This window comes from Streptacidiphilus rugosus AM-16 (assembly GCF_000744655.1).
GTDB lineage: Bacteria > Actinomycetota > Actinomycetes > Streptomycetales > Streptomycetaceae > Streptacidiphilus > Streptacidiphilus rugosus.
Genome location: NZ_JQMJ01000004.1, coordinates 238,998 through 263,940, shown reverse-complemented (window position 1 = coordinate 263,940; position 24,943 = coordinate 238,998). Strand labels below are relative to the sequence as shown.

General features: G+C 72.2%; 23 protein-coding genes. 13 read left to right on the top strand and 10 right to left on the bottom strand.

Annotated features, from left to right (window positions below):
* Positions 1–12: 12 nt before the first annotated feature.
* The 4 genes from BS83_RS10015 to BS83_RS10000 form a co-directional block, all read right to left on the bottom strand.
* Positions 13–615: a ClpP family protease gene (locus BS83_RS10015; RefSeq protein WP_037603475.1), complete on the bottom strand. Its 603-nt coding sequence runs from the start codon at positions 613–615 to the stop codon at positions 13–15.
* A 1-nt stretch (position 616) separates the two neighbouring features.
* Entirely contained in the window at positions 617–1,255 is a 639-nt protein-coding gene (locus BS83_RS10010; protein WP_037603474.1) for a ClpP family protease, read from the bottom strand.
* Between the two features lie 446 nt (positions 1,256–1,701).
* The gene (locus tag BS83_RS10005; protein WP_037603473.1) at positions 1,702–4,074 is read right to left on the bottom strand and encodes a SpoIIE family protein phosphatase; all 2,373 of its coding nucleotides are present in this window, start codon (positions 4,072–4,074) and stop codon (positions 1,702–1,704) included.
* A gap of 223 nt (positions 4,075–4,297) precedes the next feature.
* The gene (locus tag BS83_RS10000) at positions 4,298–5,008 is read right to left on the bottom strand and encodes a GntR family transcriptional regulator (RefSeq protein WP_063774141.1); all 711 of its coding nucleotides are present in this window, start codon (positions 5,006–5,008) and stop codon (positions 4,298–4,300) included.
* 124 nt (positions 5,009–5,132) lie between these two features.
* On the opposite strand from BS83_RS10000, the gene BS83_RS09995 reads away from it, so the two are divergent.
* Genes BS83_RS09995 through BS83_RS09985 form a run of 3 tightly spaced genes read left to right on the top strand, consistent with a single transcriptional unit; the run spans position 5,133 to position 7,980 of the window.
* Positions 5,133–5,912 carry a (Fe-S)-binding protein gene (locus tag BS83_RS09995; protein WP_037603472.1) on the top strand — a complete coding sequence of 260 codons (780 nt, stop codon included), beginning with the start codon at positions 5,133–5,135 and terminating at the stop codon, positions 5,910–5,912.
* The gene (locus BS83_RS09990) at positions 5,909–7,345 is read left to right on the top strand and encodes a LutB/LldF family L-lactate oxidation iron-sulfur protein (RefSeq protein WP_037603471.1); all 1,437 of its coding nucleotides are present in this window, start codon (positions 5,909–5,911) and stop codon (positions 7,343–7,345) included. The genes BS83_RS09995 and BS83_RS09990 overlap by 4 nt, the downstream gene beginning before the upstream one ends.
* The gene (locus BS83_RS09985; protein ID WP_037603470.1) at positions 7,342–7,980 is read left to right on the top strand and encodes a LutC/YkgG family protein; all 639 of its coding nucleotides are present in this window, start codon (positions 7,342–7,344) and stop codon (positions 7,978–7,980) included. Before BS83_RS09990 ends, BS83_RS09985 begins: the two co-directional genes overlap by 4 nt.
* Positions 7,981–8,266: 286 nt before the next feature.
* Here the strand turns inward: BS83_RS09985 and BS83_RS09980 are convergent, their stop codons facing one another.
* From BS83_RS09980 to rhaI, 4 genes are all read right to left on the bottom strand, one after another.
* Positions 8,267–8,587, bottom strand: a complete 321-nt coding sequence (locus tag BS83_RS09980; RefSeq protein WP_037603469.1) for an EthD family reductase — start codon at positions 8,585–8,587, stop codon at positions 8,267–8,269.
* A 104-nt stretch (positions 8,588–8,691) separates the two neighbouring features.
* Positions 8,692–10,167 (bottom strand): rhamnulokinase, encoded by a 1,476-nt coding sequence (locus BS83_RS09975; RefSeq protein WP_037603468.1) that lies wholly within the window; start codon positions 10,165–10,167, stop codon positions 8,692–8,694.
* A gap of 102 nt (positions 10,168–10,269) precedes the next feature.
* The gene (locus BS83_RS09970) at positions 10,270–12,309 is read right to left on the bottom strand and encodes a bifunctional rhamnulose-1-phosphate aldolase/short-chain dehydrogenase (protein ID WP_037603467.1); all 2,040 of its coding nucleotides are present in this window, start codon (positions 12,307–12,309) and stop codon (positions 10,270–10,272) included.
* A gap of 107 nt (positions 12,310–12,416) precedes the next feature.
* Positions 12,417–13,583 (bottom strand): L-rhamnose isomerase, encoded by a 1,167-nt coding sequence (gene rhaI / locus BS83_RS09965; protein WP_037603466.1) that lies wholly within the window; start codon positions 13,581–13,583, stop codon positions 12,417–12,419.
* A 399-nt stretch (positions 13,584–13,982) separates the two neighbouring features.
* Between rhaI and BS83_RS09960 the strand changes: the two genes are divergently transcribed.
* The 8 genes from BS83_RS09960 to BS83_RS09930 all read left to right on the top strand — a co-directional run bounded on the left by BS83_RS09960 (position 13,983) and on the right by BS83_RS09930 (position 21,867).
* Entirely contained in the window at positions 13,983–15,503 is a 1,521-nt protein-coding gene (locus BS83_RS09960; RefSeq protein ID WP_037603465.1) for a sugar ABC transporter ATP-binding protein, read from the top strand.
* Complete coding sequence (locus BS83_RS09955) at positions 15,503–16,558, top strand: ABC transporter permease (protein ID WP_037608584.1); 1,056 nt, start codon at positions 15,503–15,505, stop codon at positions 16,556–16,558. The genes BS83_RS09960 and BS83_RS09955 overlap by 1 nt, the downstream gene beginning before the upstream one ends.
* Positions 16,559–16,700: 142 nt before the next feature.
* A complete protein-coding gene (locus BS83_RS09950) occupies positions 16,701–17,693 on the top strand; it encodes an ABC transporter permease (protein ID WP_232248680.1) in 993 nt (330 codons plus the stop codon).
* 79 nt (positions 17,694–17,772) lie between these two features.
* The gene (gene rhaS, locus BS83_RS09945; protein WP_037603464.1) at positions 17,773–18,864 is read left to right on the top strand and encodes a rhamnose ABC transporter substrate-binding protein; all 1,092 of its coding nucleotides are present in this window, start codon (positions 17,773–17,775) and stop codon (positions 18,862–18,864) included.
* An 80-nt stretch (positions 18,865–18,944) separates the two neighbouring features.
* On the top strand, positions 18,945–19,265 hold the full coding sequence (locus BS83_RS09940) for an L-rhamnose mutarotase (RefSeq protein ID WP_037603463.1): 321 nt from the start codon (positions 18,945–18,947) through the stop codon (positions 19,263–19,265).
* Between the two features lie 44 nt (positions 19,266–19,309).
* Positions 19,310–20,332, top strand: a complete 1,023-nt coding sequence (locus BS83_RS09935; protein WP_037603462.1) for a LacI family DNA-binding transcriptional regulator — start codon at positions 19,310–19,312, stop codon at positions 20,330–20,332.
* A gap of 193 nt (positions 20,333–20,525) precedes the next feature.
* A complete protein-coding gene (locus BS83_RS45295) occupies positions 20,526–20,726 on the top strand; it encodes a hypothetical protein (RefSeq protein WP_157597104.1) in 201 nt (66 codons plus the stop codon).
* 73 nt (positions 20,727–20,799) lie between these two features.
* Positions 20,800–21,867, top strand: coding sequence for an ATP-dependent DNA ligase (locus tag BS83_RS09930; RefSeq protein ID WP_037603461.1), 1,068 nt, complete (start codon positions 20,800–20,802; stop codon positions 21,865–21,867).
* Between the two features lie 17 nt (positions 21,868–21,884).
* Here the strand turns inward: BS83_RS09930 and BS83_RS09925 are convergent, their stop codons facing one another.
* Both BS83_RS09925 and BS83_RS09920 read right to left on the bottom strand, forming a co-directional pair.
* Positions 21,885–22,337, bottom strand: coding sequence for an iron chaperone (locus BS83_RS09925; protein WP_037603460.1), 453 nt, complete (start codon positions 22,335–22,337; stop codon positions 21,885–21,887).
* A gap of 107 nt (positions 22,338–22,444) precedes the next feature.
* Positions 22,445–23,692, bottom strand: coding sequence for an MFS transporter (locus tag BS83_RS09920; protein WP_037603459.1), 1,248 nt, complete (start codon positions 23,690–23,692; stop codon positions 22,445–22,447).
* Between the two features lie 110 nt (positions 23,693–23,802).
* Between BS83_RS09920 and BS83_RS09915 the strand changes: the two genes are divergently transcribed.
* Both BS83_RS09915 and BS83_RS09910 read left to right on the top strand, forming a co-directional pair.
* Positions 23,803–24,453, top strand: a complete 651-nt coding sequence (locus BS83_RS09915) for an HAD family hydrolase (RefSeq protein WP_037603458.1) — start codon at positions 23,803–23,805, stop codon at positions 24,451–24,453.
* 41 nt (positions 24,454–24,494) lie between these two features.
* Positions 24,495–24,926 carry a protein-tyrosine phosphatase family protein gene (locus BS83_RS09910; protein WP_037603457.1) on the top strand — a complete coding sequence of 144 codons (432 nt, stop codon included), beginning with the start codon at positions 24,495–24,497 and terminating at the stop codon, positions 24,924–24,926.
* Positions 24,927–24,943 lie beyond the last annotated feature (17 nt).

Here is a 24,943-nt window from a genome sequence, read left to right as displayed (position 1 = left end):
CTGCCTGGTCGGTCAGACGAAGGCGAGCCTTCGGCTCAGGACCTCGTCGGCGAGGCCGTAGGCGACGGCCTCGTCCGCGGTGAGGATCTTGTCGCGGTCCATGTCCGCGCGGAGGGTGGCCGTGTCGTGGTGGGTGTGGTGGGAGAGGACCTCTTCGACCTGGGAGCGGATGCGCGCCATCTCCTTGGCCGCGAGGGTGAGGTCGGAGACCGTTCCCTGTTGACCACCGCTGGCCGGCTGGCCGAGGAGGACGCGGGCGTGGCGTAGCACGAAGCGGCGGCCCGGGTCTCCGCCGGCCAGCAGGACCGCCGCCGTCGACGCCGCCTGGCCGACGCAGAAGGTGGAGATCGGGGCCTGGACGAAGGTCATCGTGTCGTAGATCGCCATCAGCGAGGTGAACGATCCGCCCGGCGAGTTGATGTAGATCGAGATCTCCTGCTCCGGGCTCGCGGACTCCAGGTGCAGGAGCTGCGCGATGACCACGTTGGCGACGCCGTCGTCGATCTCCGTGCCGAGGAAGATGATCCGCTCGTTCAGCAGGCGGCTGAAGACGTCGTAGGAGCGCTCGCCCTGCGCGGTCCGCTCGATGACGTAGGGAACCGTGTACGAGCCCATGTCACAACCCCATCCGTCGGCGCGACGTGGCCGGGCGGACGTCGGCGAGCGACGCCACCACCTGGTCCACCATGCCGTACTCCCTGGCCTGTTCGGCCGTGAACCAGCGGTCCCTGTCGCCGTCGCGGGCGATCGTCTCCTCACTCTGCCCGGTGTGCTCGGCGGTGATCCGTTCGATGGCCTTCTTGGTGAACTGGAGGTTCTCCGCCTGGATCTCGATGTCCGAGGCGGTGCCGCCGATGCCCGCCGAGGGCTGGTGCATCATGATCCGCGCGTTCGGCAGGGCGAAGCGCTTGCCGGGCGCGCCCACGGTGAGCAGGAACTGGCCCATGCTGGCCGCGATTCCCATCGCCAGCGTGGAGACGTCGTTGGGGATGAGCCGCAGGGTGTCGTAGATGGCGAGACCCGCGGTGACCGACCCGCCGGGGCTGTTGATGTAGAGGCTGATGTCGGAGCGCGGGTCCTCCGCGGACAGCAGCAGGAGCTGGGCGCAGACCCGGTTGGCCGACACCTCGTCGACCTGGGTGCCGAGCAGGACGATCCGCTGGGCGAGCAGTTGGGTCGCGAGGTGGTCGTCGAAGCGGCCGACCGGCGTGTCGCCGTCCTCCGCCCGGGGCGCGAACGTGGTGCGGGGAGTCATCAGGTCTCCTCGTCGTCGACGTAGGGAGTGCTGTCCTCTCCACTGTCGTCTCCGGAAGCTCCCCGAAGGCGGTTTGTCTGCCCGCCGCAGATTCGCTGTGGGCAGAGGCGCGGTCGCGACGGACCGCGACGGGTCGATCCGCGCCGTGGCATCCTGGCGGTTCGGGGTGGTCGGCCTGTTGATCGGTGCGGCGGGGGTGATCGGAGCGGTCGCAGGTTCGGTGGGGCCGTACCAGGACACCGCCGCCTTCCACCACGCGCTGCTCTGCCCGGGCGGCGTCACGACCCCTGTGCGGGACGCGGGCGGCCGCATCGCCCGCGAAGCGGGCACGGTGACGCGGCGTCACACGTATCTGGAATCCCTCCCGGACGACAGCGGCTCCAACTCGACCGTCACCACTACCGGGAACGGCGACGTTCACTCCCGCCGGAGGATGATTCAAGGATCTAGGAGCCCGCAGCGGGGCTGTCCGTGGGGAGCGGCTGTTCGGCCCAGATGGTCTTGCCGCGGGCGGTGTAGCGGCTGCCCCAGCGGCTGGTCAGCTGGGCGACGAGGTAGAGGCCGCGGCCGCCCTCGTCGGTGACGCGGGCGCGGCGCATCCGGGGCTGGCTGCTGCTGCCGTCGGAGACCTCGCAGGTCAGGGAGCCGGCGCGGATCATCCGGACGGTGATCGGCGGGCGTCCGTAGCGGATGGCGTTGGTGACCAGTTCGCTGAGCAGGAGTTCCGTGGTGAAGACCAGGGCCTCGAGGCCCCATCGTTCCAGGCACGCGGTGGCGGCCGCCCTCGCGCCGGCCACGCTGCGCGGGTTGGCGTCCACCGTCCAGACCACGACGTCCTGTTCAGGAACGGCCTTCGTCCGGGCGAGCAGGAGGGTCACGTCGTCGTTGAGCCGGGTCGGCGGCAGCCCGGTGACGATCCGTTGGCCGGTGTCGCCCAGCCGCACCTCGTCGGCGGGCACCTGGCTCAGCCGGCGCAGCAGCTCGGCCATGCCGGAGTCGATGTCCCCGTCCCCGCGTTCGATCAGGCCGTCGGTGTAGAGGGCGAGCATGCTGCCCGGTTCGATGTCCGCCCGCAGCAGTTCGAAGGGGAGGCCGCCGACGCCCAGCGGAGGGCCGGGGATCACCGGCAGGAACTCGGCCCGCCCGTCGGGGTGGAGGACGGCGGGCGGCGGATGGCCGGCGCTGGCGATCAGGCACGTCCGGGCGATCGGGTCGTGCAGGGCGTACAGGCAGGTCCCGGCGAACGAGCCCTGCTCGGTCCGGTCGTCGTCCGCGCTCGCGTCCTGGCCGGCGTCGTCCTCCCCGTCCGTGTCGGAGTCCGTGAAGGCCGTCTCGGCGAGCAGCTGCGAGACCAGGTCGTCGAGGTGGACCAGGAGTTCGTCCGGCTCCAGGTCGAGGTCGGCCAGCGTGCGGACCGCCGTGCGGATCCGGGCCATGGTCGCCGAGGCCTGCAGGCCGTGGCCGGTGACGTCGCCGACGACGAGGGCGACCCGCGTCGAGGAGAGCGGGATGACGTCGAACCAGTCGCCGCCGACGTCGCCGCTGTGGGCCGGCAGGTAGACGGTCGCGGTGGTCACCGCGGGCACCGAACGCGCCGCGGACGGCAGCAGGCTGCGCTGGAGGCTGACGGCCGCGCGGTGTTCGTAGGTGTACCGGTAGGCGTTGTCGAGCGCGAGGCCCGCCCGTCCCGCGATCTCCTGGAGCAGGACGTGGTCCTCGGGTTCGTACGGCTCCAGGGCCGGGCTCCGGTGCACCGTCACCTGGCCGAGCAGCCGGCCCCGCGCGCCGAGCCTGACGGTCATCGAGCGGAGCCCGCCGGTCTCTCCCTCCTGGGGGACGGGATGGGCTTCGCCGTCGGCGGCGGTGATCCGGAGCAGCTCGCCGGTGGCGGGCGCGGACTCCCCGGCCGCGGCGATCCGGCTGAGGCTGAGCCGGCCGGTGTTGTCGGGCCGGATCTCGTCGCCGTGGAGCGCGGCCGAGGCGACGTCCACGACCGCGGCCTCGGCGAACGGGCCGACCAGGGCGTGCGCCAGCTCCTGGGCGACGCCCGAGACGGAGAGCGTGCCGCCCATCGCGGCGGTGACCTCGTGCAGCAGCGCGAGCCGCCGCCGGGCGCGGTATTCGCCGGTGATGTCCGTGAACAGGCCCGCGACTCCGATGACGGTCCCGTCGACGTTCTGGAGCCGGAACGCCGAGATGGCCATGGCGATCCCGCCGCGGGGGTCGATCTTCGTCCGGACGAGCTGAGGGGAGGTGACCAGCGGCTGGCCGGTCTCCACGACGCTGCGCAGCATCGCGTCGACCGCCTCCGCGTCCTCAGGGAAGAGGAAGTCGTGGAGCCGGTGGCCCGCGAGATCGATCGGCAGGCCGGTGTAGGGGAGCAGATGCGTGTTCGTGCGCACGAGCCGCAGCTCGGGGTCGAAGAGGGCGACCCCGACCCGGTCCTGGAGGAAGAGTTCCCGCACGAAGGCCACGTCCTGGCGAAGCCTGCCCGCCGTGTCGGCCGGCAGGGCGAGCAGCAGTTGCTCGGGCGGCGAGGCCGGCTCGGCCGCGCCCGGGGACGCGGTGCGGCGGAGGGGGAGCAGGAGCGCGTCCAGAGGGACGGCCACGCCGTCAGCGCCCCGGAGGCCGACCTGGACCGGTCGGAACGCCTCCTCGTACGCGGCGTCGAATCGGGTGCCTTCGGGGACGGCCAGCGAGATCGGTCCGGGCGTGATCAGCCGATCGGCGGAAGCGGTCCAGGCACGGATCGTCGGGGTGTCGTCGACGAGGATCCCGACGAGGGCGTCGACGAAGGCCAGACGGCTGTCGTGCTCCACGGGTCTCCCCTCGCCAGGTCGTGCCGACCTCACTCATTGTCTCCCGCGGTGGTGGACCCGGCCTGGTAGGAAGGCGTACGGGGAAGGGGGAGCGGCGCGGCCCGGGTACCTCGTCCGTTTGTGTCTGTCCGGTCGGATCGCTCTGACCGGTGAGGTGAAAATGCGTGTGCTCCCGTGAGGTCCCGTGGAGGGATGTCGGGACGGAGTGCGACGGCTCGGACGACTACCGTGCGATCCGGTCCGCGTCGGCGGACACGGCCGGGTGCGGTTCCGTGGGAAGCCGGGGTTCCGTGGGCAGCCCGATGCGGCGGCCCACGGCGGCGATGTGGGCGATCAGGAGTTGCCGGGCGCCCGTCGCGTCGCCCGCCGCCAGGGCCTCAGCGAGAGCGGTGTGCTCCTCGATGTCCGCCACGACATGGGCGGGGCGGGAGGTGGAGGCGGCGCTGACCCGGATCTGCTGGTCCCACAGCGCCGCGTGCGCGCCGGCGAGCACGCCGTTGCCGCCCGCCCGCATCAGCCGGGCGTGGAATTCGCGTGCGGTCTCCAGCGTCCGGCGCGACGAGGGCCCGGTCTCCGCGTCCGCCTCGCGGGTCGCGAGCGCGAGCAGCTCTCGGCCGGTCGCCCGGACGACCGGGTCCGGCTGCTGGGCCAGCGAGTCCAGGGCGAACAGCTCCATCAGCAGCCGGGCCTGGAGCACGGCCGTCGCCTCGCCGGGGGTGACCGGGACGACCATCGCGCCGCGCTTGGGATAGAGCCGCAGGAAGCCCTGGGCCTCCAGTCGCAGGAAGGCCTCGCGTACGGGCGTTCGGGAGAGGCCCAGTTCGGCCGCGACGGAGCCCTCGGACAGCAGTTCGCCACCGGGGTACGCGCCGTCCAGCAGGAGGTCGCGCAGATGGGCGTAGGCGAGGTCGGCGGCGGGCGGCGGCTTCGGCATGGACCCATTGTGACCTGCGGAGCCACGTTCTGCATCTAAGCTTGCATCTAAGCTTGCGTCCATGTTTGCATGGGAACGCCGGAGGACTACGGACCCTCGCGACCACCTTCCGAAAGGCCGTTCTGTGCGCACCGCGCTCTTCGTGACCTGCCTGAACGACGCGCTCTTCCCGCGCTCCGGGCAGGCCGCCGTCAGCCTGCTGCGGCGGCTCGGGGTCGAGGTGGACTTCCCGAGCGGCCAGAGTTGCTGCGGCCAGATGCACTGGAACACGGGCTACCGGGCCGAGACCGCACGGCTGGCCAGGCACTTCGTCGACGTCTTCGAGGGATACGACGCCGTCGTGGTCCCCTCCGCCTCCTGCGGCGGCATGCCCGCCGAGGCGTACGCGCTCGCCGCGGAGAGCGTCGGCGACGCCGGACTGGTGCGCGACGTGCGCGCGCTCGCGCCCCGGGTGCACGAGCTGACGACCTACCTCACCGACGTGCTGCGGGTGGAGGACGTGGGCGCGTACTTCCCGCACCGGGTCACCTACCACCCCACCTGCCACAGCCTGCGCGCCGCGCCGGTGGGGGACCGCCCCTACCGGCTGCTGCGCGCCGTGCGGGGGATCGACTTCGTGGAGCTCCCCGCGCAGGAGGAGTGCTGCGGCTTCGGCGGCACCTTCTCGGTCAAGAACCCGGCCGTCTCCGGGGCCATGAACGGCGACAAGGCCCGCCACGTCCTGGAGACCGGCGCCGCGGTGCTGGCCGCCGTGGACAACTCCTGCCTGATGAACATCGGCGGCCGCCTCGCCAGGGACGGCCACGGCGTACGGCCGATGCACCTGGTGGAGATCCTGGCCCGCACCCCCGAGGACGGGCCCTTGCCCGGGCTTCCCGTCGCAGCCACGGAGGCGAACCGATGAGCCGCACCTTCGTCGGCTGGCCCGCCTTCCCCGAGGCCGCCGTCGCCGCGACGAGCGACGAGCAACTGCGCGCCAACGTCACCCGCGCCACCGGGACCATCCGCGCCAAGCGAGCCAGGCTCGTCGCCGAACGCCCCGACTGGGAGGACCTGCGCGACAGCGCCGCCGCACTGAAGAACGACGTGCTGGCACACCTGGACAGCTACCTGCTCCAGGTCGAGCAGAAGGTCACCGCGGCCGGCGGCGCCGTCCACTGGGCCAGGGACGCCGCTGAGGCGAACCGCATCGTCACGGACCTGGTGCGGGCCACCGGCGAACGCGAGATCGTCAAGGTCAAGTCGATGCTCACCGAGGAGATCGGACTCGACAACGCCCTGGAGGAGGTCGGGATCAGCGCCCGCGAGACCGACCTCGCCGCCGCCATCGTCCAACTGGGCGACGACCTGCCCTCGCACGTCGTCGTCCCCGCGCTGCACCGCAACCGCGCGGAGATCCGCGACATCTTCGTCCGCGAGATGGGCCGCCACGGCCGCCCCGCCCCTGAGGGACTCACCGACGACCCCCCGCAGCTCGCGGAGGCCGCACGCCTGCACATGCGGGAGAAGTTCCTCAAGGCCAAGGTCGCCGTCAGCGGCGCCAACTTCCTCGTCGCCGAGACCGGCACCGCCGTGGTCGTGGAGTCCGAGGGCAACGGGCGGATGTGCCTGACCCTGGCCGACACCCTGATCTCGCTGGTGGGCATCGAGAAGATCGTGCCCCGCTGGCAGGACCTCGAGGTCTTCCTGCAGCTGCTGGCCCGCAACGCGACGGGTGAACGGATGGCGCCCTACACGACCACCTGGACGGGAGTCATCCCCGGCGACGGACCGCAGACCTTCCACCTCGTCCTGGTCGACAACGGCCGCACCCGCGCGCTGGCCGACGAGGTCGGCCGCCAGGCGCTGCGCTGCATCCGCTGCGGCGCCTGCATGAACATCTGCCCGGTCTACGAGCGCACCGGCGGGCAGGCCTACGGCTCCGTCTACCCCGGCCCGATCGGCGCGATCCTCAACCCGCTGCTCAAGGGGCCCGACGACCCGCAGACCGCCTCGCTGCCCTACGCGTCCTCCCTCTGCGGGGCCTGCAACGACGTCTGCCCGGTCCGGATCCGCTTCACCGACGTGCTGCTGGAGCTGCGGCACCAGGTCGCCGAGGGCGACGCCAAGGTCAAGCACCCCGCCGAGAAGGCGGCGCTGCGCGCCGTCGGCGCGGTGATGGACCACCCCGCCGCCTGGAACGCCGCCGTCCGCGCGGCAGGAAAGGCTGGGCCGCTGGTCCCGAAGAACAGGCTGCCCGGCCCGCTCGGCGGCTGGACCGACAGCCGCCGGACCCCCGACATCCCCAAGGAGTCCTTCCGCGCCTGGTGGAAGCGCACGGAAGGAGGCAGCAGGTGACCAGCGCCCGTGACGAGATCCTTGCCCGCATCCGGGCGGCCACCGCGGACCTGCCCGCGGATCCGGTCGAGATCCCCCGCTCCTACCTGCCCCACGCGCCGGGGATCGAGCTGCATGACCGGGAAGCGGTCCTCGCGCTCTTCGCCGAACGGCTGGAGGAGTACGGCGCGACCGTCCACCGGGCCGGCACCGCAGACCTGGCCTCGGCCCTCGCCGCCGCGCTGCCCGCGGGGCGGGTCGTGGTCCCCGAGGGTTTCCCCGCCGCGTGGCTGCGCGAGTGGACCGGCGAGGCCGTGCCGGACCACCCCCCGCTCCCGCACGCCGAACTCGACTCCCTGGACGCGGTCCTGACCACCTGTGCGGCCGGCGTCGCCGACTCCGGCACCCTCGTCCTCGACGCCGGCCCCGGCCAGGGCCGCCGCGCCGCGACCCTCCTGCCGGATCTCCACGTCTGCGTGGTCCGGGCGACCCAGGTGGTCTCGTCGATCCCCGAGGTGATGGCCCGTCTGGACCCGCGCCGCCCGCTCACCTGGATCAGCGGCCCCTCGGCGACCGCGGACATCGAGATGATCCGCGTCCCCGGCGTCCACGGTCCGCGCCGCCTGACGGTGCTGCTGGTCGCCGACTCAAGCTGACTCCGATGGTGTGGCGAGACACCGGTGCAGGCGATGGGAGAGTGGCGACTCCCGCAGGCGCCCGACCCGCGCCGTCGTCGCCCGGCCCGCTCCGCCAGGCCCAGCACGGGCCGCGATCACCGCGCCGAAGCCGATACCAGCGTGCCCCTCTCCGGGCGGACAGGGCAGGGGAGTTGCGGTTCGGTCGGCACTGGCGGCGGCCGGCGACCGCCGGATCCTCATGGTGACAGCAGACCGTCCTCACCGGGGCGATCCCGGAAGAATCGATCCCCGCGGGCCGCCGGGCTCAGCCGACGTCCTCGACCTCGAAGACCATGCTGCGCACGCCCGTCCCCGCCGCCAGCACGCCTGCGTTGGCCGCCACCCGCCGACCCTCGGGTGACCGGAATGCCGCTTGAAGGGAGGCCATGTCGTCGAAGTCCAGTTCGGCGACAAGGTAGTACGACTCGTCGCCCCGGATCGGTGCGACGTTCCGGCCCAGGACGTAGCGCCGGAGCCCCGGCAGCTTCCTGGACAGCGGGACGTGGACCTCCCGGTAGTGACGCTCGAACTCGACGGGGTCCTGCGGGGTGTCCCACAGAACGAGGAATCGCGCTGCCGTTGCCATGTCTGCTCCTTTGCTCACCACTTCGTACCGGGCGACACCCCGCGACTCATCGCCGCCTGGGCGACCGTCATGGGCCGGCGTCCGTGCAGGCGGACGCCGGGCGCTCAGTCCAGGCCGACGCGGGCGGCGGCGGCCGCCCAGGCGGGGTCGTTGCCCCGGGGGAGGTGGCGGCGGACCGTCTGGGTGGCGGCGACCAGGCGGCGCAGGTGGGCACGGTCGGCGACCAGGCCGCGGGCGCGGGCCTGGACGAGGATGTTGCCGAGGGCGGTGGCCTCGGTGGGGCCGGCGAGGACGGGGAGGCCGGTCGCGTCCGCGGTGAGTTGGCACAGCAGGGTGTTGCGGCTGCCGCCGCCCACGAGGTGGATCGCCTTCACGTCCCGGCCGGACAGTTCGCAGGCCTGGCGGACGGCCTGACGGTGGGCCAGTGCGAGGCTCTCCAGGATGCAGCGCACGACGCCTGCCGGGCTGTCGGGAAGGGTCTGGCCGGTCCGCGCGCAGGCGGAGGCCAGGCGCGTGGGCATGTCGCCGGGGGCCAGGAACGAGGGGTCGTCGGGGTCGACCAGCGCGGCGAAGGGCTCGGCCCGGGCGGCCTGAGCCAGCAGCGTCGGCAGCGGGGTGTCGACGCCGCGGGTCTGCCAGCCGCGCTGGGTCTCGCTCAGCAGCCACAGGCCCATGACATTGCGCAGGTAACGGACGGTGTCGTCGATTCCGAGCTCGTTGGTGAAGTTCGCCGCGCGCGAGGCGTCGGTCAGCACAGGTGCGGTGAGCTCCAGGCCGACCAGCGACCAGGTGCCGCAGGAGATGTACGCGAAGTCCTCGCCCGTCGCCGGGACGGCGGCCACGGCCGAGGCGGTGTCGTGGGAGGCCACCGCGGTGACCGGCGTGGCGGCGGGCAGCCCGGTGGCGGCCCGGGCGGCGGGCAGCAGGGTGCCGGCCGGATCGCCGGGCCGTCGGAGGGCGGGAAGCAGGTGAGGGTCGAGCCCGATGGCGCCGATCAGCTCCTTGGACCAGGTCCGGGTGCGGGCGTCGAACAGCCCCGTGGTGGAGGCGTTGGTGGCTTCCGCGCCGACGGCGCCGGTGAGCCAGAAGGAGAGCAGGTCAGGGATCATCAGCAGGGTCCTGGCGGCGGCCATCCGAGCCGACCCGGCGTCAGCGGCCAGCTGGAACACGGTGTTGAAGGGAAGGTGCTGCAGCCCGGTGATGCGGTACAGCTCCTCCGGGCCGATCCGCGCCCGTACCTGTTCGACGAAGGGTTCGGTACGTGGGTCCCGATAGTGGAAGGGGCTGCCGAGCAGCTCGCCGGCGTCGTCGAGGAGGCCGTAGTCGACGGCCCAGCTGTCGATGCCGATCGAGGCGATCTCCGTTCCACCGCCGGCCGCCCGGCGAAGCCCGTCGAGGGCGGCCCGGTACAGGCCGCGGATGTCCCAGTGCAGCCCGGTCGGCAGGCGCACCGGCGTGTTGTCGAAGCGGTGGACCTCGTCGAGATCGAGCCGGTCCCTGCCGACGTGGCCGACGATGACCCGGCCGCTGGTGGCTCCGAGGTCGACGGCGGCGAAGGCAGTGGGGCTGGGGGTGTTCACGGCGGCGGACCTGCCTGTCGGGGTCGGACGGAGGGGTGACCAGGGCGCTCCGGGGCGGCCAGACGCCGGCCGCGCCCCGGAGCAGCCGGTGCGACGCGGACGTCAGCGCAGGAACGCCGCGGCCACGCCCGCGTCCACCGGGATGTGCAGACCGGTGGTGTGCGTCAGGTCCCCGCCGGTCAGGGCGAAGACGGCGTTCGCCACGTGCTCGGGCAGCACCTCCCGCTTGAGCAGGGTCCGCTGGGCGTAGAACTCGCCGAGCTTGCTCTCCTCGATGCCGTAGGTGGCGGCGCGCTGCGCTCCCCAGCCGCCGGCGAAGATGCCCGAGCCGCGGACCACGCCGTCGGGGTTGACGCCGTTGACGCGGATCCCGTGCTCACCCAGCTCGGCCGCGAGCAGCCGGACCTGGTGCGCCTGGTCGGCCTTGGTCGCCGAGTAGGCGACGTTGTTCGGGCCGGCGAACACCGCGTTCTTCGAGGCGATGTAGACGATGTCGCCGCCCAGGCCCTGCTCGACCAGGATCCGCGCGGCCTCGCGGGAGACCAGGAACGAGCCGCGGGCCATGATGTCGTGCTGCAGGTCCCAGTCACGGACGGTGGTCTCCAACAGCGGCTTGGAGATGGAGATGCCCGCGTTGTTCACCACGAGGTCCACCCCGCCGAACGCGAGGACCGCCTCGCGGAACGCGGCGACGATCTGCTCCTCGGAGGTGACGTCCACCGTGACGGCGACGGCGCGGTCGGGGCCGCCCAGCTCCTTGGCGACGGTGGCGGCGTTCTCCGCGTCGAGGTCGGCCACGACGACGCAGGCGCCCTCGGCGACCAGGCGGCCGGCGATGGCCCTGCCGATGCCCGAGCCCGCCCCGGTGACCAGCGCGACACGGGTGGCGAGCGGCTTCGGCCGGGGCATCCGCCGGAGCTTGGCCTCCTCCAGGGCCCAGTACTCGATGCGGAACTTCTCCGACTCCTCGATGGGCGCGTAGGTCGACACCGACTCGGCCCCGCGCATCACGTTGATCGCGTTCAGGTAGAACTCGCCGGCCACCCGCGCGGTCTGCTTGTCCCTGCCGAAGGAGAACATGCCCACCCCGGGGACCAGCACGATCGCCGGGTCGGCGCCGCGGATTGCGGGGGAGTCCGCGGTGGCGTGGCGGTCGTAGTAGGCCCGGTACTCCTCGCGGTATCGCGTGTGCAGCTCCGCCAGACGGGACTTCGCCTCCTCCAGGGAGGCGGTCGCGGGCAGGTCCAGGACCAGGGGGCGGACCTTGGTGCGCAGGAAGTGGTCGGGGCACGACGTGCCGAGCGCGGCCAGCCGCGGGTGCTCGGCACGGGCCAGGAAGTCCAGCACCGCCGCGCCGTCACTGAAGTGGCCCACCTGCGGGGCGTCCGTGGACGCGAGCCTGCGGATCAGCGGAGCGAGGGCGGCGGCACGCGCGCGGCGCTCGGCGTCGGGCAGCGGCCGGTAGCCGTCGAGCACCGGGCCGAAGGGCTCCGGCCTGCCGTTCTCCTTCAGGAACCGCTCGGCCGTGTGGATGATGTGCAGCGAACGCTCCTCGGCCTCGTCGCTGGTGTCGCCCCAGGCGGTGATGCCGTGGCCGCCGAGGACGCACCCGACGGCCTGCGGGTGCTCCCGCCTGATCGCCGCGATCTCCAGGCCCAGTTGGAAGCCGGGCCGCCGCCACGGCAACCACGCCACGCTGTCGCCGAAGCAGGCGGCCGTCAGCTCCTCCCCGTCGGCGGCGGTGGCCAGGGCGATCCCGGAGTCGGGGTGCAGATGGTCCACGTGCGGGGCGTCGACCAGGCCGTGCATCGCGGTGTCGATCGACGGCGCCGCGCCGCCGCGGCCGTGCAGGCAGTGGTCGAACGCGGCGACCATCTCGTCCTCGCGCTCGACCCCGGGATAGCGGTCCGCCAGGGAACGGAGCCGGTCCAGGCGCAGCACCGCCAGACCCGCTTCGGTGAGTGTGCCCAGGTCGCCGCCGGAGCCCTTCACCCAGACGAGCTCGACGTCCTGGCCGGTGACGGGGTCGGTGACGGTGCCCTTCGCACTGGTGTTGCCGCCCGCGTAGTTGGTGTTGCGCGGATCGGAGCCCAGGCGGTTGGACCGGGCCAGCAGCGCCTCGACGGCGGGGTGGAGCGTCATGGTGGGAGTCCTCGGGGGAGAGCGGGCCGGAAGGGTCGGGCGTAGCGCGGGGGGCAGGGACGGGGCGGGGCAGCGGCGGGCTGCGGGGCGGACCGGCGCCGCGCCGGTCAGGCGCCCCAGCCGGCCTGGGTGCCGCCGACGCGGGTGGCGACGATGTGGTCCTGCCAGCCCGTGGCGGCGTAGGACGCCAGCGGGTCGGGGTGCAGGCCCTGCTCCTCGCGGACCTCGCGCAGCAGCGGGCGGACGTCGGTGTTGTACGCGTCCATCAGCACGGCGTTGGCGCCGAGCACGTCGCCGCTGCGCTGCGCGGCGCGCAGCGCGTCGAGGTCGACCAGCAGCGCCTTGGCGGTGGCCTCCTGAACGTTCATCACCGAGCGGATGACGGCCGGGATCTTCGCCTCGATGTTGTGGCACTGGTCGAGCATGAACGCGACCTGCTTCTCCTTGTCGAAGCCGCCGTTCTTGGCGACCTCGTGCAGGATGCGGAAGAGCTGGAAGGGGTCGGCGGAGCCCACCATCAGGTCGTCGTCGGCGTAGAACCGCGAGTTGAAGTCGAAGGCGCCGAGCTTCTGCTCGCGCAGCAGGAAGGCGACGATGAACTCGATGTTGGTGCCCGGGGCGTGGTGGCCGGTGTCGACGACGACCTTCGCCTTGGGGCCGAGCCTGAGGCAGTGGGCGTAGCTGGTGCCCCAGTCCGGCACGTCGGTGGTGTAGAACGCCGGCTCGAAGAGCTTGTACTCCAGCACCATCCGCTGCTCGTCGCCCAGCCTCGCGTAGACCTCCGCCAGCGCCTCGGCCAGGCGGTCCTGGCGGGCGGTGACGTCGTCCTGTCCGGGGTAGTTGGTGCCGTCCGCGAACCAGAGCTTCAGGTCCCGGGAGCCGGTGGCGTCCATGATGTCGACGCACTCCAGCAGGTGGTCGACCGCCATTCGGCGGACCCTGGCGTCGGGATGGGTGACCGATCCCAGCTTGAAGGCGTCGTCCTGGAAGGTGTTGGAGTTGACCGCGCCCAGGCGCAGGCCCCGCTCCTTGGCGTGGACGGCCAGCCCCGCGTAGTCGTCGACCTTGTCCCACGGGATGTGCAGCGAGACGAGCGGCGCCACGCCGGTCGCGGCGTGGACCTGCGCCGCGTCGTCCAGCTTCTCGAAGGGGTCGCGCGGCACGCCCTGCTGGGCGAAGACCTTGAAGCGGGTCCCCGAGTTCCCGTAGCCCCAGGACGGGGTCTCGATCTCCTGGGCCTTCAGCGCGGCCTTCACCGCAGACAGGTCGGTCATGGTGATCCTTATGAAGTGGGCGCGGTGCCGAGCCTGGGGGCGGCGTCCGACAGGGGCCCTGCCGCCTCGGACCAGACTCCAGCGAAACGTTTCAATCGACTGCCGCGACGTTAACCCTCGGTTCTCCCGGGGGTCAAGGGCCACGGAGTCGACCGGGCACGTCAACGACCCGGCGAGGCGTCACCGGAACGGAATCGTGCTCGGGCGTCGAAAACGAAGGGAGGATGATGTCTGCCCAGGTCAGAACCGAAGGGGCGAGCCGGCCCGCTGTGGACGTGCCGATTCGGGGCGCCCCGATCCCTTGACTCCGCCGCTCGGTGCGTTCTAACGTCCCGGCAATCGAGTTGAAACAATTCATCCCGTCGGTGGAACCGCCCGGCGAGCCTAGGAGCGACCTCGATGTCCCACTCAGAACCGGACGCCGTGCCGGTGCTCGCCCTGGAGGGGGTGAGCAAGTCCTTCGGCGCGGTCCGTGCCCTGCAGGACGTGTCCCTGCGACTGTTCGCGGGCGAGGCGCACGCCCTCGCCGGGGAGAACGGCGCGGGCAAGTCCACGCTGATCAAGACCCTCGCCGGGGTGCACCGGCCGGACACCGGCCGGGTGCTCCTGGACGGTGAGGAGATCGTCCTGCACGGCCCGGCGGACGCCCGCGACGCCGGGGTCGCCGTGATCTATCAGGAGCCGACGCTCTTCCCCGACCTCTCCGTCGCCGAGAACATCTTCATGGGCCGTCAGCCCCGCCGCTCCTTCGGCCGGGTCGACCACGCCGCGGTGCACCGGGCCACCGCCAGGCTCTTCGCGGAGCTCGGCGTCGACCTCGCGCCCGACCAGCCGGCCCGTGGCCTGTCCATCGCCGACCAGCAGCTGGTCGAGATCGCCAAGGCCCTGTCCTTCGACGCCCGTGTACTGATCATGGACGAGCCGACCGCGGCCCTGACCGGCAGCGAGGTCGACCGCCTCTTCCGGGTCGTGCGGACCCTGCTGCGACGCGACGCCGCCGTGCTGTTCATCTCCCACCGCCTGGAGGAGGTCTTCGCCCTGTGCCAGCGGGTCACCACCCTGCGGGACGGGCGCTACGTCGCCGGTGAACCGGTCCACGGGCTCACCGAGGACGACCTGGTGCGCCGCATGGTCGGCAGGGACCTCGACGAGCTGTACCCCAAGCAGGACACCGAGGTCGGCGACGTCGCCCTCAAGGTGAGCCGGCTGACCCGCGAGGGCGTCTTCACCGACGTCTCCTTCGAGGTCCGCGCCGGGGAGATCGTCGGCCTGGCCGGACTGGTCGGCGCCGGACGCAGCGAGGTCGCGCGTGCCGTCTTCGGCGTCGACCGCTGGGACGCCGGAGAGGTCCACGTCCACGGACGGCCGCTCACCAGGGGTGCCCCCAGCGTCGCGATGGCCGCAGGCGTCGCCCTCGTCCCCGAGGACCGGCGCGCCCAGGGCCTGGTCATGGAGATGTCGATCGAGCGCAACATCGGACTCACCGGACTCGAGGCCACCTCGACCGCGGGCCTGATGAACCGCGGCGCCGAACGCGACCGCGCCACCGACTGGGCGGTCAGACTCCAGGTGAAGTACGCCCGCCTCGCCGACGCCGTCGGCACCCTCTCCGGCGGCAACCAGCAGAAGGTCGTGCTGGCCAAGTGGCTCGCCACAGGCCCCCGGGTGCTCATCGTGGACGAGCCCACCCGCGGCATCGACGTCGGCACCAAGGCCGAGGTGCACCGCCTGCTGTCCGGCCTCGCCGCCCAAGGCGTCGCCGTCCTGATGATCTCCTCCGACCTGCCCGAGATCCTCGGCATGGCCGACCGCGTCCTGGTGATGCACGAGGGCCGGATCACCGCCGAGATCCCGCGCGCCGAGGCCACCGAGGAGTCGGTGATGACCGCCGCCACCGGACGCGAGAGGAACGCGGCATGATGACCGAGACCATCGGGGCCCGGGACCGGGCCGTCGCCGTGCCGCCGCCCGCCCGCGCCGGGCTGCTCGACCTCGTCCTGAAGGTGAGGGAACTGGCCATCGGCGCCGTCCTGGTGCTGATGCTGCTCGCCACCCAGCTCTACAACGGCAGCTTCCTGTCCGTCCAGGGCATCAAGGACCTGCTGCTCAACGCCGCCATCCTGGTGCTGGTCGCCACCGGCCAGGCCGTCGTCGTGATCACTCGCAACGTCGACCTGTCGGTCGGATCCGTCCTCGGCATCACCGCTTTCGCGGCGGGTGACTTCCTCCAGGGCGGCGGCAACCCGGTCCTGGCCGTGCTGGTGGCCGTCACCCTCGGCATCGCCTTCGGACTGCTCAACGGACTGCTGGTCAGCATCGGACAGGTCCCCGCGCTGGTCGTCACGCTCGGAACGCTCTACATCATCCGGGGAGTCGACGCCATCTGGGTCGGGTCCCGCGAGATCACGGCCAGTGAACTCCCCGCGTCCTTCGCCCGTTTCGGTCACTCCGGCATCTGGGCGGTCCCCTACCTCGGGGTCCTCGCCGCCCTCGTCCTCGCCGTCGTGGCCTACTACCTGCGCAGCTACCGCAGCGGTCGCGAGCTCTACGCCCTCGGCTCCAGCCCGGAGGCCGCCCGGCTGGCGGGCGTCCCTGTGCGCAGGCGACTGCTCGCCGCCTACGTCCTGTGCGGCGCACTCGCCGGTCTGGCCGGAGCCCTCTACCTGGCCCGTTTCGGGAACGTCGACTCCGGCACCGGCAGCGGCTACGAGCTCACCGTGGTCAGCGCGGTCGTGGTCGGCGGCGTCGCCTTCACCGGCGGCTCCGGCGGCGTCTACGGCGCGGCCCTCGGCGCGCTTCTGCTCACCTCCATCAACAGCGTGCTGCCGGCCATCGGCGTCAGCTCCGTCTGGGTCCTGGCCATCGACGGCGTCCTGCTGCTCCTCGCCATCACCGTGGACCGGCTCGTCGCCCTGCGCGTGGCCCGGGTGCTCCGCAAGCGCGCCGCACAGACAAGGAGCGCCCACCATGCCTGACCCCAGCACCTCCGACCACCCCACGCCCGACCCCGACTCGCCCGGCCACGCCCCGGCCGACCACCCCACGCCCGGGACAAGGGCGCCTGACCAGGTGTCATCCGTTCCCGTTGCTGCCCGTTCCGGCGGGACGACCGGTCTGATCCGGTGGGACACCGTCGTCGGAGCGCTGCTCATCGTCCTGCTGCTGTGCTCGTTCGGCTTCGTCGACAACTTCGGCAACGCGCTCAACCTGTCGTTCCTGATCGGCAACACCCTGCCCATCGCGCTGATCGCGCTGCCGATGACCATGCTGGTCGTGGCCGGCGAGATCGACCTGTCGGTCGGCTCGGTCGCGGGTCTGTCCGGCGCGGTGATGGGCGCGCTGTGGAACCACGGCATGGCCATCGAGACGATCATTCCGCTCTGCCTGCTCCTCGGCCTCGTCTGCGGCCTGGTCAACGGGCTGCTGGTGACCCGCCTCGGGCTCCCCTCCCTCGCCGTCACCATCGGCACCATGGCCGCCTACCGGGGCATCGCCCAGATCGTCCTCGGCTCGAACTCGGTCACCGACTTCCCCCAGCAGTACCTCGACTTCGGCTCCGGGCGGATCCCCGGCACCTTCATCCCCTTCGCCGCCGTCCCGTGGGCCGTGCTCGCGGCCGTCGCGATCGTGGTGCTGCACGCCACCGGCATCGGACGTTCTCTCTTCGCGATCGGCGCCTCGGAGGAGGCCGCCTGGTTCGTGGGCATCAGGGTGAAGCGGCTCCGGCTGGCCATGTTCGCCGCCACCGGCCTGATCTCCGCCCTTACCGGCGTCCTCTGGGCGCTGCACTACGCCAGCGCCCGGTACGACAACGCCACCGGCCTCGAACTCTCCGTCATCGCCGCAGTCCTGCTCGGCGGCATCGACTTCGACGGCGGCAAGGGCACACTCGGCGGCGCCATCGCCGGCGTGTTCCTGCTGGGCACCCTGCAGAACACGATGAGCCTGGTCAACGTCTCCGCCCAGTCCCAGATCGTGGTCACCGGCGTGCTGCTGGTCGTCTCGGTCCTCGGCCCCCGAGTCGGCCGCCAGATCGCCCGGGCCCGGGCCCGGCAGCGTGCGACAGCCGCACCCGCCGCCACGGTGGCAGCCCCGGTCGCCTCCGCCTGAACCGCCCCCGATCCTGCCGCACCGCCCCACCCTCCCGCCTGTCCATCCCTGCGCCTCTCTCCTGAGACAAGGAAGTCAGATGTCCGTCACCGCCAGAAGCTCCGTCCGCGCCTCCGCCGCCCTCGCGCTGACTGCCGCCCTCGCGCTCACCGTCGCGGCCTGCGGCGGCACGACCAAGAACTCCACGGACGCCTCGTCGGGCGGACACGCCGCCGCGGCCGGCACCGCCAACCCCAACGCGGCGACCAAGACCGGCCTCACCGTCGCGTTCCTGCCCAAGCAGGTCAACAACCCCTACTTCACCATCGCCGACAACGGCGGCAAGAAGGCGCTGGACGCGCTCGGCGAGACCTACAAGGAGGTCGGCACCAGCAGCGGCACCGACACCGCCGGCCAGGTCTCCTACGTCAACACCCTCACCCAGCAGCAGGTCAAGGCCATCGCGGTGTCCGCCCAGGACCCCGGCGCCCTGTGCACCGCGCTCAAGCAGGCCATGAGCAACGGCATCAAGGTCGTCAGCTACGACTCCGACACCAACGCCGACTGCCGCCAGGTCTTCGTCTCCCAGGCCAGCGCCGAGGCGCTGGGCCGCAGCGAGGTCCAGCTGATCGCCAAGCAACTCGGCTACACCGGTGACATCGCGATCCTCTCGGCCGCCCAGACGGCCACCAACCAGAACACCTGGATCGGCTACATGAAGGACGAGCTGAAGAAGCCCGCCTACAAGAACATGAAGCTGGTCACCGTCGCCTACGGCAACGACGACGCGCAGACCTCGTTCCAGCAGACCCAGGGTCTGCTGCAGCAGTACCCGAACCTGAAGGGGATCATCTCCCCGACCACCGTCGGCATCAAGGCCGCCGCGCAGTACCTGTCCGGCTCGCAGTACAAGGGCAAGGTCCAGCTCACCGGCCTGGGCACCCCCAACGACATGCGCTCCTACGTCAAGGACGGCACGGTCGCCGCGTTCGAGCTGTGGGACCCGGCGAAGCTCGGCGAACTCGCCGGCTACACCGCCACCGCGCTCGCCTCCGGCCAGATCACCGGGGCCGAGGGTCAGACCTTCAAGGCGGGGGACCTCGGCAGCTTCACCATCGGCGCGGACGGGGTCGTGCTGCTCGGCAACCCCACCGTCTTCGACAAGAACAACATCGACCAGTTCAACTTCTGACACCCGGAGAGACGGTTCCCGGCGGCCGCCCCCCGGCCGCCGGGAGCGTCGGACGACGTCGGATCGACGGAGGAGCACCCGTGCAACGCATCTGCTTTCTGCTGAAAGTCCGCCAGGACCGAACAGGGGAGTACCGCGCGCGTCACCGCGAGGTCTGGCCCGAGATGCAGGAGGCGCTGCGCCGCACCGGCTGGGGCAACTACTCGCTCTTCCTGCGCGAGGACGGCCTGCTCGTCGGCTATCTGGAGACCGAGGACTTCGAAGCCGCCCGTGCCGGCATGGAAGCCACCGAGATCAATCACCGCTGGCAGGCAGACATGGCAGACTTCTTCGAGGATCTGGAAGGAACTCCCCCCGACGCTGCGATGCGTCCTCTCGTCGAGGTCTTCCACCTTGCCTGACCCGACGCCCGACCCGACGCACACCCGGAAGGAAACCCGCTGACGTGGCACGCACGGTGGGCATCAAGGACGTCGCCCGACATGCAGGAGTGTCCGTCGGCACGGTCTCCAACGTGATCAACCGACCTGATCTCGTCTCCGCGGACACCCGCTTCCGGGTCGAGGCCGCGATCACGCACCTCGGCTACGTCCGGAGCGAGTCCGCACGGCAACTGCGGGCCGGCCGCAGCCGCGTCCTCGCGCTGCTCGTCCTCGACATGGGCAACCCCTTCTTCGTCGACGTCGCCCGGGGAGCGGAGAAGGCCGCGCGCGAGCACAACCTGATCGTCATGCTCTCCAACAGCGGTCAGGACCAGAACCAGGAGAACCTCTACCTGGCGCACTTCGCGGAGCAGCAGGTCCTCGGCGTCCTCTTCTCCCCGATCGACGGCGTGAACGCCGACATGACCAAGCTCCGCCGAGGCGGGGTCCCCGTCGTCTGGGTCGACCGCGGGGCCGCGATCGCCGACGGCTGCTCCGTCGCCGTGGACGACGTCCTCGGCGGGACCATGGCCACCCGGCACCTCATCGACCAGGGCCACACCAGGATCGCCTTCGTCGGCGGCCCGACCACGCTCCACCAGGTCGCCAACCGCCTGGACGGCGCGCGCCAGGCCGCCACCGAGGCGGGCCTGCCGCCGGACGCGATCACCATGGTCGAGACCCCACGTCTGGACATCGCCGCCGGCAAGGACGCCGGCCAACGCCTCCTCGGACTCCCGAGCCGCCCCACCGCCGTCTTCTGCGCCAACGACCTGCTCGCCCTCGGCGTCCTCCAGGCGCTCTTCGCCATGGGCGTCCGCGTCCCCGACGACATGGCCCTGGTCGGCTACGACGACATCGAGTTCGCGGGAGCGGCCGCGGTCCCGATAACGTCCGTCCGCCAGCCGTCCTTCCAGATCGGCTACAAGTCGGCGCAACTCCTCATCGCCGAATCCCTCACCGACCCGGACCAGCACACCCACCAGCAGATCGTCTACCAGCCCGAACTCGTCGTCCGCGCCTCCAGCCGCTCGAGCCACCGCTGACCGTCGACGTCGCCGGCGCGCGACCGGCCGTCTCACGGCCGACACCCCGGTCGGCTGTCGACCTGTCAGTTCACATGATCCGTAACGGACAGGGTGCGCGTTCCTGGGTGTCCCCCCGGTGGCGGGTCGTGAGGGCGGTTGCGTTCCGCGGAGGGCTGTCGTCCGCGACGGCGGGCGGGGGAGACTGAGGCCCATGGGGACTTTCAAGCGGTCGACCAGGACCACGCGTGTGGTCGTCGGCACGGTGCTGGCCGCGATCGCCGTGGCCGCCGGTTACGGTTTCGGCTTCGCGTTCGACCATCTCGACCGGCCCGGCCCGAGCTCGACCGGTGGCCTGCAGCGCTCTCCCGCCGACGCGCGCGTCACCCCCGCGAACACCTGGGACATGCAGTAGGCCCTGGCGACGGCCCGAGCAGGACCGCCGCGCCCGTCGAGCGGACGCCGCTCGGACGCCGCAGAATCGGCACATGGACCTGCCCGTGATGCCGCCCGTCAAGCCGATGCTGGCCAAGGCGGTCGCCAAGATCCCGCCCGGCATGCTCTACGAGGCCAAATGGGACGGCTTCCGTGCGATCGTCCACCGCGACGGCCCGGAGACGGTGATCGGCAGCCGCAGCGGCAAGCCGCTGACCCGCTACTTCCCCGAGGTGGTGCGCGAGCTGGAGGACCAGCTGCCCACCCGCTGCGTCGTGGACGGGGAGATCATCCTGGTGGCCGACGACCGTCTGGACTTCGACGCGCTCACCGAGCGGATCCACCCGGCGGCCTCCCGGGTCAAGCTGCTGTCCGAGCGGACCCCCGCCTCCTTCGTCGCCTTCGACCTGCTGGCGCTGGGCGACCGCAGCCTGCTGGACGTGCCCCAGCGCGAGCGCCGCGCCGCGCTGGAGCAGGCGCTTGCCGGCATCTCGCCGCCGGTCCACCTCGCGCCCGCGACACTCGACCAGGAGCTGGCCCAGCAGTGGTTCAGTCAGTACGAGGGGGCGGGACTGGACGGGGTCGTCGCCAAGCCGCTGGACGCCCCCTACGGGGCGGACCAGCGCAGCATGTTCAAGATCAAGCACGAGCGCACCGCCGACTGCGTGCTGGCCGGGTACCGCGAACACAAGAGCGGGCCCGTGGTGGGCTCGCTGCTGCTCGGCCTGCACGACGCCGAGGGCCGGCTGCAGCACGTCGGAGTCTGCGCCTCGTTCCCGATGCGGCGGCGTGAGGAGCTCGTCGAGGAGCTCGCGCCGCTGCGGATGGAGACGGGGGAGGGCCACCCCTGGGCCGACTGGGCGGACGAGGCCGCGCAGGCGAGCTCCCGCATGCCTGGCGCGACGAGCCGATGGACCGGTACGAAGGATCTCTCCTGGGTGCCGCTCCGGCCCGAACGCGTCTGCGAGGTGGCCTACGACCACATGCAGGGGGACCGCTTCCGGCACACCACGCAGTTCCGCCGCTGGCGGCCCGACCGCACGCCGGACAGCTGCACGTACGCCCAGTTGGACGAGCCGGTGCGCTACGACCTCGCCGACATCCTGCGCCCTGCGGGCTGACCGCCGGACCGCGCGGCTCAGCTGACCGCCTGTTTCACCAGCGCCGCGATACGCGCCTCCACCTCGGCGTCGACCTCGGTCAGGGCGAAGGCGTTCGCCCACATGGAGCCGTCGTCCAGCCGCGCCAGATCGCTGAAGCCGAGAGTCGAGTAGCGCGTCTTGAACTTCTCCGCGCTCTGGAAGAAGCAGACCACCTTGCCGTCCAGGGCGTAGGCGGGCATCCCGTACCAGAGCTTCGGAGCGAGCGTGGGCGCGTTCGCCGTGACGACCGCGTGCACGCGCTCCGCGATCGCCCGGTCCGCGTCCTCCATCTCGGCGATCTTCTCCAGCACGTCCCGCTCCGCCTCCGCCGCCTTCTCGGCGGCCGAGGCGCGCCGCGCGGCGGCCTTCATCTCCTTGGCGTGGCCCTTCATCGCGGCGCGTTCCTCGGCCGAGAAACCCTCGTACGCCCCGCTCCTGGTGGTGCCCATCGCAGTTCCCCCTGCCGGATGCCGCTACCCGAGTCCTGGCACCGACCCTAGTCCGGCCCACCGACAACGGCCCGCCGGCGGACATCCGGCACAACCGGCCGACGCGGCTACGCCACGTCGGCGAGCACGGCGGGCTCCTCCGCCGTCGCGGTGGGGACCGTTCGCGCCGGGCGGTAGGCCAGTGCGAGACCGGCCAGGACCGAGCCGATCGCGCCGGCCACCACGAAGCCCCAGACCGGGGAGGCGTTGTCGATCACGGACCCCGCGAGCGGCGCGCCCAGCGAACCGCCGAGCGTCAGCGCCGCCGCCTGCAGCCCCATGGCCTGGCCGCGCGCCGACTCGGGCACGGCCCTGCTGATCGCCTCGGCGGTCGAGGCGACCGTCGGGGCGCAGACGAAGCCGGCCGGGATCAGCGCCAGACATGTCCACTGCCAGCCCAGGTCACCGAGCACGCCGACCGGGACGGTCAGCAGACCGAGCAGCAGCATCAGGACCGGCAGCGGACGCGGCCTGGCGGTCGAGCCGTGCCAGAAGCCGCCGATCAGGGAGGCGGTGCACCAGGCGATGATGGTCACGCCCGCCCACTGGGTCTCCCCGTGCGAGCGGAGCGAGGCCACCACGGAGACCTCGGTGCCCGACAGGACCAGGTTCGCCGACATGCAGACGGCGAGGATCAGGACCAGCCCCGGGTTGAGCCAGGTCCCGCGCGGCAGCTTCTCCGGGCGCGCGTCACCCGCGCGGCCGGTGCGGCCGGCGGCCGCGCTGCCGGGACCGAGCAGACGCCCGAGCGGCCAGAGCCCGGCGACGGCGGCCAGGGTGAGGCCGCTCAGACCGAGCATCGAGGGCGTCGCGGTGTGAATGCCCGTCACCGCGAGCACCGCCACGGCCGGGCCGATCATGTACGCCATCTCGACGAGCATCGAGTCCAGGGCGAACGCCTGACGCCGCTGCTGTGCCGGCACGTGCGCGGCCACGGCCTGCCGGATGACCGGGAAGACCGGCACCGCCAGCATCCCGCCGAGGAACGTGGCGACGACCAGCGCGGCATACGGGAGGAAGGGCGCGCCCACCCAGTAGACCGCCTCGGCCGCGCCCGTCACCAGCAGCACGGGCCGCAGCCCGTGCCGGTCGACCATTTTCCCGGCGACGGGCGAACCGAGGGCGAAGCCGAGCGTCAGCGCCATCGCGGCCAGACCGGCCGCGCCGTAGCCGCGGTGCTGGTCCAGGACGATGTGCAGGGTCAGCAGCATGCCCTTGGCGGTCGCCGGGATCCTGGCGACGAAGGCGACGACGAAGAGCGCGCGGCTGCCGGGGATGGCGAAGACGGAGCGGTAAGGGGCGAACAGACGGTGCATGGGTTTCCTCCGCGCGCATCATCGCAGATGAGCGACGACATGCGCCTTGGAATATCCGGCGGGCCTCGGCTCCCGGATTCGGACGTCGAGGCCGCTTGTACGCTGCCGGGATGACGTACCAGATGGTGATCTTCGACAACGACGGGACGCTGGTCGACAGCGAGACCAAGGCCCACACCGTGCTCTCCGGGTACCTCACCGAGCTCGGCTACCCGACGACGGTCGAGGAGTCCTTCCAGCACTTCCTCGGCAACGCGGGCCGCAACGTCCACACGGTGGTGGCCGAGCGTTTCGGCGGCACCCTGCCCGAGGACTTCACCGCCCGCTGCCACGACCGGGTCTTCGCCGCCTTCCAGCAGGGAGTCGACGCCGCTCCCGGCGCCGGCGACCTGCTGGCGGAGCTCGGTCGGCGGCGGCTTCCCTACTGTGTGGCCTCCTCGTCCGACCACGCCTGGATCGACCTCACCCTGGACCGCTCCGGGCTGCGCCGGCACCTGCCCGCCTCCCTGGTGTTCAGCGCCGAGGACGTAGCGGGCGTCGGCAAGCCGGCCCCGGACCTCTTCCTGCACGCCGCCCGGGCCATGGGCGTTGCTCCGGCCGACTGCCTCGTCGTGGAGGACAGCCGCAACGGCGTCCTCGCCGCGCGCGCCGCCGGGATGGACGTGCTGGGCTACACCGCGTTGATGCCCGCGGACCGGCTCGTCGCCGCGGGGGCCACCGCGCTGATCGGCGAGCTGAAGCAGGTGCTGGACCACCTGTGAGCGGTCCGCGGCCGCGGCGGGCCCGGCACTAGGCTGGCCGGATGATCGACCGCTGGGAACCGTCGACGCCCGGGCTGTTCGCCCTGCCCTCAGGACGGCTGATCCGGGGGAGGGGACTGCGGGACCCGTTGCCGCCCGGCCGGCTGCCGACCTTCGCGCTCTATCTGCAGGGTCGTCACGCGCCCTGCGTCGCGTGGGAGTCGCGCTGGGTGCGCTGGCCCGACTTCCGGCTGCCCGCCGACCGCGCCGAGGCCCGGTCGGCGTTCCTGGACGCCTGGCGGCGCGCCGCCGACGAGCGGGTCGAGGTCGCCTGCACGGGCGGCCGGGGCCGCACCGGGACGACCCTGGCCTGCCTCGCGGTCCTGGACGGCGTCCCGGCGGCGGAGGCCGTCGCCTACGTGCGCGCGCACTACTCGCCCCACGCGGTGGAGACGCCCTGGCAGCGCCGCTACGTCGAGCGTTTCCACCGCTAGGCCGAGACGCAGTCCGC